This window comes from Devosia sp. LjRoot16 (assembly GCF_964252795.1).
Lineage (GTDB): Bacteria > Pseudomonadota > Alphaproteobacteria > Rhizobiales > Devosiaceae > Devosia_A.
The window spans coordinates 223,360-235,876 of the sequence record NZ_CAXUPH020000006.1; the positions used below are offsets into that span (position 1 = coordinate 223,360).

A 12,517-nucleotide genomic window follows, 5' to 3' on the forward strand; every position below is an offset into this window, starting at 1 on the left:
GGCGCCCTGCCGATCCCGTGAGGCCCCGGGCCTGGCGCTGGAGGTCGTTGCGCCAGGCCCGCCGGCCTTGTCACCGTTCGCTTGAAACGGTGACTGCTAGAGGCCGAAGAGGTTCGTGTCGGCGTCGTAGTGCCAGGTCTGGTTGGCGAAGACGACGTTCACTCCCTCCGGATCACCGACGTCGCGGACGGTGATGGCTTCGCCCCAGTTGGACTGGACGGCCGAGCCGTCGAGCACCGCGCTTTCGTTGAATTCGATGACCAGGTCGTCACCCACCATCGAGGCCCGGAGCAGGCTGTTGGCGTTGCCGCCGACCAGCGCCATGGCGTCGTTGAGCAGGCCCGACAGGTCGATGGTGTCGCCGTCGGCGATGGAGAAATCGAAGATCTCGTCGGAGTGATCAGCCATCGCGCCGCCGGCGCCGCCGAAATCGGCGACGTTGAAGTCGAACACATCGGCGCCGGCGCCGCCGAACAGGTCGTCATGGCCGGTGCCGCCGATCAGCGTGTCCGCTCCGTTATTGCCGCTCAGCGTATCGTCGCCGGCCGCGCCGAACAGGATGTTGCTGCCGGAGTTGCCGCTGACCAGGTTGTCGAGCGCGTTGCCGGTGCCGGAGACCGACGCCGTGCCGGTGAGGATGAGGTTTTCGACCACCCCCAGGACATGCGCCCCGTCGGCGAGGAGGCTGAAGCTGACCGAGGACTGGACGGTGTCCACCCCCGAACCGCCGGTCGCCTCGTCGACGCTGTCGCCGGCATTGTCGACCACATAGGTGTCGTTGCCGCCGCCGCCGATCAGGGTGTCGGCGCCGCCACCGCCGTTCAGCGTATCGTTGCCGAGCCCGCCCGAGAGCGTGTTGCCGGCGGCGTTGCCGATCAGCACGTTGGCGAGCCCGTTGCCGGTGCCGCCGATCGCCGCGGAGCCGCCGAGGGTGAGGTTTTCGACATTGGCGCCGAGCACGAACGTGCCGGCGGCGCCGTTGAAGATCACCGTGTCGGTGCCCGCCGAGGCGGCTTCGGTGACCACGTCGCCGACGATATCGGCAATGTAGGTGTCGTTGCCGAGGCCACCCGCCAGCGTGTCGGTCCCTGCCCCGCCATCGAGGACATTGCTGCCGGCGTTGCCGGTAATCAGGTTGTCCGCAGCGTTGCCGGTGCCGGTGAGGTTCGCCGTGCCGGTAAGGGTCAGCCGCTCCACCTCGCCCAGCACGTGAGCCGAGTCGGCGAGGCTGAAGCTGATCGAGGACTGCACCGTGTCGATGCCGGCCCCGTCATGGCTCAACTCGTCGACGACATCGCCGGCATTGTCGACGACATAGGTGTCGCCGCCGGCGCCGCCGCTCATCAGGTCGGCCCCTTCGAGCCCGTTGAGGACATTGGCGCCGATGCCGCCGACGATCAGATTGGCGAGGCTGTTGCCGGTGCCGTTGATGGCGCCGGTGCCGGTCAGGGTCAGGTTCTCGACCTCGGCCCCCAGCGTATGGGAGACCGAGGAGAGCACCAGGTCGGTGCCCTCGCCGGCGAGCTCGCTGACCACATCGCCCAGGTTGTCGACGATGAAGCTGTCATCGCCTTCGCCGCCGGCCATGCTGTCGGCGCCGGTCCCGCCATTGAGGGTGTCGTTGCCGGCCCCCCCGCTGAGGGTGTTGCTGGCGCCGTTGCCGGTGATCAGGTTGGCGAGGCTGTTGCCGGTGCCGTTGATCGCCGAGGTGCCGGTCAAGGTCAGGTTCTCGACCTCATTGCCGAGGCTGTAGCTCACCGAGCTCCGCACCTCGTCGACGCCTTCGCCGGCCAGTTCGGTCACCGCGTCGCCCGCATTGTCTGCGATGTAGATATCGTCGCCCGCCCCGCCGAGCATGGTGTCGATGCCGGCGCCGCCGCTCAGCACGTTGGCGTTGGCATTGCCGGTGATGGTGTTGTCGAGGCCGTTGCCGGTACCGGCGAGCGCAGCGCCAACCAGCACCAGGTTCTCGAGGTTGGCGCCCAAGGTGTAATCGACCGAGGCACGCACCGTGTCGATGCCGGCCGAGGCCGCCTCAGTGATCGTCTCGCCACCATCGGTGAGGTAGGTGTCGTTGCCGAGGCCCCCGGCGAGGGTATCCGCGCCCGTACCGCCATCGAGGACGTTGTCGCCGCCATTGCCGGTGAGCACGTTGTTGAGCTCGTTGCCGGTGCCATCGATATTGGCTGTGCCGGTGAGGGTCAGCCGCTCGACATCGCCGAGCACCGAGGCGCTGCCGAGGTCGAACGAGATGGCAGATTGCACCGTATCCGTGCCGGCCCCGCCATTGACGCTTTCGTCGATCACGTCCCCGGCTTCGTCGATGATGTAGATGTCGTTGCCGGCTCCACCGACCAGCAGATCCGCACCGGCGCCACCGTTCAGCGTATTGGCGGCGACGTTGCCGGTGATGACGTTGGCGAGGGCGTTGCCGGTGCCGTTGCTGGCGGCCGTGCCGGTCAGCGTCAGGTTCTCGACCTCGGCCCCCAGCGTGAAGCTGACCGAGGCGTTCACCTGGTCGGTGCCGCCGCCAGCCTGCTCGATCGCCTGATCGCCGGCATTGTCGACGATATAGGTATCATCGCCGGCCCCGCCGGTGAGGATGTCGGCGCCGGCCGCGCCGTTGAGCACGTTGGCCTCGGCATTGCCGGTGATGGCGTTGGCGAGCGCGTTGCCGGTGCCGTTGGCGGCATCGGCGCCCAGGATCAGGTTTTCGACATTGCCGCCCAACGTGTAATCGCCCGAGCCCTCGAACTGCACCGTGTCGGTGCCGGCATTGGCGGCTTCGGTGACAATGTCGGCCGCTTCGTCGATGACGTAGTGGTCGTTGCCGGCGCCGCCGACCAGCGTATCGAGACCGCCGCCACCATTCAGCGTGTTGTTGCCGGCATTGCCGGTGATGAGGTTGGCGAGCGCGTTGCCGGTGCCGTCGATATTGGCGGTGCCGGTGAGCGTCAGGTTCTCGACCTCTTCGTCGATGCCATAGGAGACCGAGGATTGGACCAGGTCGGTGCCCTCGCCCACCAGTTCGACGACGGTGTCGCCGACATTGTCGACCACGTAGATGTCGTTGCCGAGCCCACCGATCAGCTGGTCGGCGCCCAGCCCGCCATTGAGCGTATTGTTGGCGGTGTTGCCGGTGATCACGTTGGCGAGCCCATTGCCAGTGCCGTTGATGCTGGTTGCGCCGGTGAGCGTCAGGTTCTCGACCTCGGCAGCCAGCGTGTAGGTCACCGACGAGCGCACCAGGTCGGTGCCCTCCCCGGCGATCTCGATCACCTGGTCGGTGCTGGCGCCGACGATATAGGTGTCGTTGCCGGCGCCGCCGCGCATGGTGTCGCTGCCGATGCCGCCATCGATCGTGTCGTCGCCGCCCAGCCCGCTGATCACGTCATTGCCGCCATTGCCGAAGATGGTGTCGGCTTCGTCGGTCGGCAGCGGCTGGCCCGCCGGGGTGTGGGTGGCATCGATCGTATCGGCGCTGCCGGTGCCGTTGATGGTGACGCCATTGAGGTCGGTGACGGTGACCGCGATGCTCTGCGTGTCGCTGAGCGAACCGTCGCTCGCGGCGACCACCACCTCGTAGACATTGTTACCGTCGGCATCGGTGGGGGCCTCGAAATCGGGGGCCGCAACGAAGCTCAGGACGCCGATGGTTGGGTTGATCACGAACCGCGCCGCATCGGCCCCGCCGATGATGCTGTAGGTGACGCCGGGGCCGTCTATATCGGCAGCGACCACCGTGGTCACGGCGAGGCCGTTCTCGGCCCGGCTGATGGCGGCGGTTTCGCCGCAGCCATTCGAGCTCAGCACCGGCGCGTCATTCACCGGCGTCACGTCGATGGTCATCGTCGCCGGGGCGGAAAGGATCGGCGTGCCGGCGCTGGCAATGTCGAGACCATCGCCATCGTTCCATTGCGCCGCGATCTCGCCGGCGCTCAGGGCGCGGCGCCACACCGCGACGTCGTCGATCGCGCCATCGACGGTGAAATTGCGGCCGTCGGCGGCGTTACGGGCGCCGATCAGCAGCGGGCCGCCACTGGAGGTGATGGCCCCGCTCGCGGTGTAGGTCGTGCCCAGCACGCCGTCGAGATAGAGGCTGAAGGTGTCGCCCGAGCGGGTCACCACGGCCTGGTGCCAGTTGCCATCCTGAAGGTTCGAGGCTGGCAGGTCAGCAACAACGGCGCCGCTGGCGTGGAGCCGCAGGTCTGAGGCTCCGGGCATGGTCCAGGTCCAGCCCGGCCCGCCGCCCGAGAAGAAATCCTCGATCAGCGTCTGCTCGCGGCCGGTCGCGCCGTCGAGGCGGAACCAGGCCACTACCGAGAATTCGCCCTCGCCCAGGTCGAAGTCGGAACTGCTGCCGATTTCCTGGGCATAGCTGCCGACATTGCCATCGAGCTCGAGACCCTGGCCGCGCAGGCCGGCGCCATAGGTGGCGCCGCCGAACAAAGCCACGTCATTGCTGCCCGCCGAGATATCCTCGCCCGAGCCCTCAAAACTCCAGGCGGCGGCGAGGCCGAACTGGCTGGCACTCGAGACGGCATAGGAGAACGAGGCGTAATCGTCGCCATTGGCATCGGCGGCCGGGGTGTAGGTGAGTTTTCCGGCGGCGAGGTCGGCGGCGCTGACCGTAAAGCCCGTGCCGATTGCCCCGGCGTCGAGCGCCGTGCCGTCAAAGCTCAGCGTGCCGGCGCCGGTCGGCGAGTAGATGGTGACCGAGACCAGCCCACCGCCGCCCTGGTCGGGGTCGATGAAGGGGAAATCGTCGGCATCGAACGTATAGGTGCCGTCCTCGGCGACGGTCACCGTCGCATCGCTCGCTTCTGGCGCTTCGTCGACGTCACCGATCGCCACCTCGAAGGTGGTGGCCTCGGACGAGCCGTCGCTCGAGGTCGCAGTGACCTCGATCTCGACGCTGCCGCCAGTGGTTTCAAAGTCGATATTGGCCGCGGTGGTGACGACGCCGGTCTCGGCGTCGATGGCGAACATCCCGCCCGGGTTGCTGCTGAGCGAATAGGTGATGGTGTCGCCGGAATTCGGGTCGCTGGCCGCCGCGGTGATGCCCACCGTGCTGCCGACGCCCACGTTCTCGTCGATCTGGTTGTCGGCGCCGTCGGCGTCCGTGGGCGCCGTCACCGGCGCGTTCAGCAGCTGTGCGGCGCTGAACGTTCCATCGGCAAACGCGAAGTTCTCCACTCCCGAAACCTGGTCGACGCCATCGTTCGGCCCGGCCCTCAGGTCGGTGATGGTGAAGCTGCCACCCGGATGGGCGACGACCTCGTAGTCGGCGCGGTCGCCGGAATAGTAGGCGGTATCTTCGCCGTCACCGCCGCCACCGATAACGGTGTCCGCGCCGCCGCCGCCGGTCAGGGCGTCGCTGCCGCTGCTACCGTCGAGCAGGTCGGCGCCGTCGCCCCCGATCAGCGTGTCATCGCCCCCGAGCCCCAAGAGGTCGTTGCCCTCGCCGTCGCCGATCAGCGTGTCGGCGTGTGTGGTGCCGCGCACGTTCTCGATTTCGCTGAGCGTGTCATTGCCGCCGAACACGTCCCGGGCATGCCCGGCCGCCACCGTGTGGCTGCCGACCGTCACCGCGTCATCCGACATGTTGACGATGACGCCTTCGCCGGTGGCGAGCGGCCCGCCCGCATCCTCGTTGGAGGCCTCGAGCGAATAGTCGACCAGGTCGTCGTCGATGCCATCGACGCCACCAAAGGCATCGCCGGTGCCGCCGTCGATCAAATCGTCGCCCGAGCCGCCGACCAGCAGGTCGTCGCCATCGTCGCCGTGGAGCTCGTCATTGCCGACGCTGCCATAGAGGTTGTCCTGGTGCGTGCCGCCATACATCACGTCGTCGCCCTGCCGGCCGACCATCTGGTCCTGCCCGCCGCCGCCATACATCTCGTCGGCGCCGCCGGCGCCACCGATGGTGTCGCTGCCCTCGCCGCCGTCGAGATAGTTGTCGCCGTCGCCGAGCAGGTGATTGCCGGCCCCGATCCAGTCGTCGCCATCGCCGCCATAGATGCGGTCGACGCCCGAGCCGGCGGAAAGCGTGTCGTTGCCGCCCCCGCCGTGCAGCACCATGCCCTGGTCGCCGACCACCATGAAGTCGTTGAAGTTGCTGCCGATGATCTCCTCGATCTCCGACACCGCGTCCATGCTGCCATCGAGATCACGGATCTGGCCCGAGGCGACGTTGTACATGCCGGGGAAGGTGAAAGGACTGGCGGTGAGGTTGACGAGGATGCCCATCGGGGCGTCGCCATGCCAGTCGTAGCGGACAGTGTCGTGGCCCGCGCCGCCGACAATGATATCGGCCCCGGTGCCGCCGAAGAACAGGTCGTCGCCGGCCCCGCCGAACAGGTGGTCGTCGCCGCCGGCGCCGCCCACGAAGCTGTCGAGCGTGTCATCGCCCCAGAACCAGTCGTCGGCGTCGGTCAGCCATACCGCCTGGATGCCGGCAAAATTGTCGGTATCGCCGAAGATGCCGAAACTCTGGTGCGCCGCGACGTCGAGCGTCACCGGGGAGCCGCCATCGTTGAGGTCGAAGCCGGTGGCGGTCTGGAGGCTGCCCGACAGGTTGACGGCCACGCCGTGCTCGCCAGCCTCGCTGCCCCAGAGATGACCGTCGAAATCGGCAATGCCCCACTTGTCGCCGTCATAGCTGACGAGGATGCTGCCGCCTGCCGCGCCCGTCGGATCGGCAAGATCGACGAAGCTGTCTTTGCCGGCGCCGCCGCTGACATCGACCAGCCCGGTGCCACGATCGCCGGGCCAGGGGTGCGGCGAGTCGGCGCTTGCGATAAAGCCGGCCTCGCTGGTGAAACTGTCATCGCCGCTGGTGCCTTCGACATGCTCGAAGCCGGTGAAGGTCAGGTTCACGCTGCCGTGGCGCGGGTTGCCTTCGTCGTCGGTGCCGTCGGCGAAGGATCCCGTGGCGCTGCCGGCGCCATCGGCGCCGTTGAAGACAACCTCGATCCCGTCACCCGGCTCAACCGGCTGCCCCCAGCTGAAGCCCAGGGTGTCCCAGGTGCTGCCACTGCCACCGGAGCCGCCATCGGCGCTGTCGTTGCCGAAGCCGGTATTGATGTAGTCGCCGCCGGCCCCACCCCAGATGCTGTCGTCGCCGATCCAGCCGCTCAGGTTGTCGTCGCCGGCGCCACCCGAAATGCTGTCATTGCCCTCGTCGCCGTTGAAGTTGTCGTTGCCGGCGCCGCCGACAATGGTGTCGTCGCCCTTCCGCCCTTCGACATAGTTGCCGGTGTTGGAACCGAAGAAGTGGTCGGCAGCGTCGGTGAGAACCACCGCCTGAATGCCGTTCAACGTGTCGGTGCTGCCGAAAGTATCGAGCGCCTGGCCGGCCGCGACGGTGACCTCCGCCGGCGCCTCGCCATCGTTGAAATCAAAATCGGTCACCGTCTGAGCCGTGGCCGAGAGGTTGACGATCACCCCGTGCTCGCCGGCGTGCGTGCCCCATTGCCAGTCGTGGTAATCTGCCGCCGAGAACTTCTCTTCGTCGTAGTCGACAAGCGCGGCGCCGCCGTCGGCGCCGGAATTGTCGGTGAACGTGTCGTTGCCGTTGCCGCCGACGAAATCGAAGGCCCGGCCATTGCTGCCGCGGCCATCCCAGAAGGTGTGGCGGCTATGCTCGGTCGCCTCGAATCCGGCCTCGACCAGGAAGCTGTCATTGCCGGCGGTGCCGGTCACCTGCTCGGCGGCGGTGAAGCTGGTCGCCACCGCCTCGCCGTCGAACTCACCGGTGATGCTGCCATTGCCGGGCGCCGAGGCGTCGAGCACCACATGCACGTGGTCGTCGCCGTTGAAGCCCTTGAAACCGATCAGGTCGTAGCCGTCACCGCCATCGATGCTGTCAGTGCCCGAGCTGCCGTTGATGTAGTCGAAATTGCCGCCGCCGGCCGACACCACGTCGTTGCCGCGACCGGCATCGAGGTTGTCGTCTTCGTCGCCGCCGACCAGCGTGTCGTCGCCGTCGCCGCCGCTGAGGTTGTTGCGGCCGGTGCCGCCGATCAGCACGTCGTTGCCGTCGCGGCCCTGCAGCTCGTTGAACTCGCCGTTCTGCGTGCCCACGATGTGGTCGTCGAACTCAGTGCCGTCGATCTGCTCGATGCTGTCGAGCGTGTCGGTGTCGCCAAAGCCATCGATGGCCGTGCCGGCGGCAACCACAATGCTCCCCTGCCCCACATCGGCTGAGATCTCGCTGTCCGACAGGTTGACGATCACGCCATGCGTGTCCTCGCCACCAACGGCGTATTGCTCCTTTTCGTAGACGACGCGGTCGCTGCCCGCGCCGCCGTTGAAGACGTCATCGCCGGCATTGCCGGTGAAATCATCGTTCTCGGCGCTGCCATCGAACAGGTCGGCATGGTTGGAGCCGACGACGATCTCGAAACCGTCGAACACGTCGTGTCCGGCCCAGGCTCCGTCGACCGTCCCCTCGGTGCGCGAGGTCTTGATGACGTGGACGCCATCGGCGGCTTCGCGATACTCGATATTGTCGTATTCGTTTTCGCCGTTGCCGCCGCCACGCGCGACGTCATCACCCCGCCCGCCATCGACGAAATCGTCGCGGTTGCCGCCGGTGATGGTGTCGTTGCCGTCGCCACCCACCATGTGGTTGTTGCCGTTGCCGCCGATGATGATGTCATTGCCGCCGCGGCCGTCGAAATCATTGTCCTCGTCGCCGCCGACGATGATGTCGTCATACTGGGTGCCGTCGGCATTCTGGATGTTCACCAAGGTGTCGAGATCGCCATAGCTGTCGATTGCGGTGCCGGCCGCAACGTCGGTGGTGGCGATGCCGGCAACGCTCACATCTTCGAGCGCCTGCCCGGAGAGGTTGACGATGACGCCGTGGCTGCCCGGGTCCTGGTCGTCCCACTCGGTTTCGCCGATATACTGCACCCGGTTGTATTCATTGGCATTTTCACCGCCGATCAGGGTGTCGTTGCCGCGTCCGCCGACAAAAAAGTCGGCGCTGAAATCATCCGCGCCGCCGCCCACCAGCAGGTCATCGCCGGCGCCACCCTTCAACTCGTCCTCGTCGAGGCCGCCGAACAGCTGGTCATTGCCGGCCCGCCCGTTGAGGTCGTTGCGGGTGTCGTCCCCCACGAGGATGTCGTCGTACTCGGTGCCGTCCACATTCTGGATGTTGATCAGCGTGTCGGTATCGCCATAGCTGTCGATGGCCGTGCCGGCGGCCACGTCGGTGGTGGCGATGCCGGCAACGCTCACCCCTTCGAGCGCCGCGTTCGACAGGTTGACGATGACGCCGTGCATACCAGGGTCATTGTCGCCCCATTCGGTTTCGCCGTTATACTGCACTCGATTGTGTTCATTGGCGTTTTCGCCACCGACGATGGTATCGTCGCCGCGACCGCCGACGAAGAAATCGGCGTCGAAATCGTCAGCACCGCCGCCCACCAGCAGGTCATCACCGGCGCCGCCCTGCAATTCATCCTCGCCGCGACCACCGCGCAGCTCGTCGTTCCCCTCGCGGCCATGCAGCTCGTCGCGCTGGTTCCCACCGACGATCAGATCGTCATGCTCGGAGCCGTTGATCCGCTCGATGCTGCTCAGCTGGTCGAGTTCGCCATGCGTATCGATGGCGGTGCCCGCCGCGACGTCGGTCGTCGCAATGCCGGCGACGCTGACACCCTCCAGCGTCTCGCTCGAGAGGTTGACGATGACGCCGTGCGCGCCGGGCAGGTGTTTGAAATGCGCGGTTTCGGCACGATAGTTCACCTGGTCGTTGCCTTCGCCGCCATCCAGGATGTCGGCGCCGGCATCGCCGATCAGCTCGTCATTGCCGCCATTGCCGATCAGCACGTCGTCGCCTTCCTCGCCCTGGAAGACGTTGTCGGCCTCGCTGCCGGCGATGTAGTCCTGCCGGATGGTGCCGGTAATGCCCTCGATGCTGGCGACGGTGTCGGTCTGGCCATAGGTGTCGATGATCTCGCCCGCGCCGATGCCGGCAACCGACAGGTTCTCGATCTCGATCGGGCCGAGCGCCTCGCCGCTCAGGTTGGCGATGATGCCGTGCGAGTGGGTCTGGACATTGTTCTCCCAGAAGTAGTCGAGCTCGTCGAAGTTGCCGCCGCCATCGAAACTATCGGCGCCGCCGGCGCCGATGTAGCGGTCGCGGCCACCGGCCCCGGTGAAGCTGTCGGCAAAATCGGTGCCGCGGATGCTCTCGATATTGAGGAAGGTATCGGTATCGCCCCATGGGTCGATGATGGTGCCGCTATTGTCGCCGTCCTGGACGACCGTGATGCCGTGCTGCTGCGGGGTGGCCGAGTTCTCCTCGTAATAGTGGATGACGTCGGCATCGTTGGGACCCGAGCCATCGGCAAAGTCATTGCCGGCGCCGGGGTTGAAGAAATCGTCGCGCGACCCGCCGATCAGGATGTCGTCACCGCCCAGGCCAACGAAATCGCTGATCTTGTCGGTGCCGATGAACACGTCGTTCTGCTCGGTACCGCGGGCGCCCTCGATATTGGTGATCGTGTCGATATTGCCGAACGTGTCCTGGGCGCTGTGCGCGGCAATGGTGACCGGGTCACCATTGCCGATGTCGAAGCTGTTGCCGGAGAGGTTGACCACGACCCCACCGGCGCCGCCCTCGCCCGAGAAATCGAGCCGGTCATCGCCGTCGCCGCCATCGAGGCTGTCGACGCCATCGCCCCCGACCAGGGTGTCGTTGCCTTCAAGGCTGGCGATCACGTCATCGCCCTCGAGCCCGGCGATGAAATCATCCTCGTTGCCGGGGAAGGGCTCGCCGGCGACCGTGTGGGTGGCATCGATCACATCGTTCAGCGAGGTGCCGATGATGGTGACGTGCTGGAGGTCGTTGACGCTGACCGCGATATCCTGCGTGTCGAAATGGCCGTTGCCGTCCGAGACCTGCACCGTCACGTGGTAGACGTTGTCGTGGTCAGTGTCGCGCGGGTCTTCGAAGTTCGGCGCCGGATAGTATTCGAAGGATTTGAAGCGCAGCGCGCCGGTCATCTCGTCGATCTCGAAGAAGCCGCCATCGTCGCCGCCGATGATCGAAAAGCTCAGCGTGTCGGAGCTGTTGGGGTCGACCGCCTCGACGGTCATCACCGCGAGACTGTTCTCGTTGACCTCGGCCGTGGCGGTGTCGCCGCCTCCGCCGGAGGTGATCACCGGGGCGCCGGCCAGCAGCACGGCGAAATCGTAGGTGGTGCTGCCCACCTGCACCCACTCGAAGCCGGTGAGCGTCGTGGTACCGGCGCCGCTGGTGATCACCAGCTGGTTCTCGGTATTGGTGCTGACCGCATAGTCGCCGGGCGAGCCGGTGAAGACCGCGGTATCGGTGCCCTCCCCGCCATCAAGGAAATCCGTACCGGCCGAGGCATGAACGGTATCGTCGCCGCCACCGCCCTCCAGCCGATTGGCGCCGCTATGGCCGCGGAGCGTATCGGCCGCAGCCGTGCCGACCACATTGTCGACTTCGACGATGATGTCGTTGCCCGCCGCGCCGGTATCCTGCACGGCGAAGCCGATGCCCAGATCGACGCTGACCCCGCCGCCGCCTATGGCCGAATAGTCGATGGTGTCGCTGCCGGTGCCGCCGACATAGGTATCATCGCCATGGCCATCGTCCTCGACGAAGCGATCCGCCGTCGCCGAGCCATAGACGAGGTCATTGCCCTCGCCGCCGATCAGCGTGGTGACGAGGCTGCCCTGATGCGTTCCACCGCTGTTGCCGATGCTGTCATTGCCGGCGCCGCCGTCGATGGTGTGGCCGCCGAACTGGTACTGGATGTTGTCGTCACCTTCGCCGCCGTTCACCTGGTCGGCGTCCTCTGCCGTCACCGGGTCGTCGCCATAGGCGAAGATGTCGTCATTGCCGTCGCCGGCATCGAGCGTCAGCTGGCCGGTATTGTCGACGAAGCGGTCGTCTCCGGCGTCGAGGGTTACCGTGTCGTCCTCGGTCCAGAAGCCGAACCACGGGTTGCCGGGGACGACCGTTCCATAGTCCCAGGTGGTCTGGCCGGTGCCGGCGTCATAGGTGGTGGTGACGAACAGGGTGAAGGTATAGGGCGCGCCGGTGACCGTGCCGATCGCCTCGCCGCTGACCGGGTCGAGGATGGTGAAGTTGCCGGGCCCGGTCATCTCGTACTGGTGGTTTTCGCTATACGTCCCGGTCGGCGGCATGAAGCCGATCGGCGGCGTGGGCAGCGTGAAGCTGTCATCGAGACGAAGAATGCCGGTGGTCGTATCGATGGGACCTTCCTCATCGATGTAGAACACGAAGCTCACATTGGCCTGGCCGCCACCGAGCATCTGCAGCGGCGCCGCGATATCGGTCGGATTGCCCACAAAGGCCAGGTCGTCCAGGGTTTGTCCTGCATTGATGACAAGCGTCGCCATTTTCCACTCCCGCAAAGCCAGGCCGGGCCACGGCACATAGCTGCCGCCCCAGCGTTCGAGAGGGACAGGATCAGGGACTCGACCCCGCTTCATCGCCCAATTGGGG

General features: G+C 66.5%; 1 protein-coding gene. It reads right to left on the reverse strand.

Annotated features, from left to right (window positions below):
- Positions 1 to 96 precede the first annotated feature (96 nt).
- Positions 97 to 12,411: a LamG-like jellyroll fold domain-containing protein gene (locus tag ACSQ23_RS25170; RefSeq protein ID WP_436092274.1), complete on the reverse strand. Its 12,315-nt coding sequence runs from the start codon at positions 12,409 to 12,411 to the stop codon at positions 97 to 99.
- Between the last annotated feature and the right edge of the window lie 106 nt (positions 12,412 to 12,517).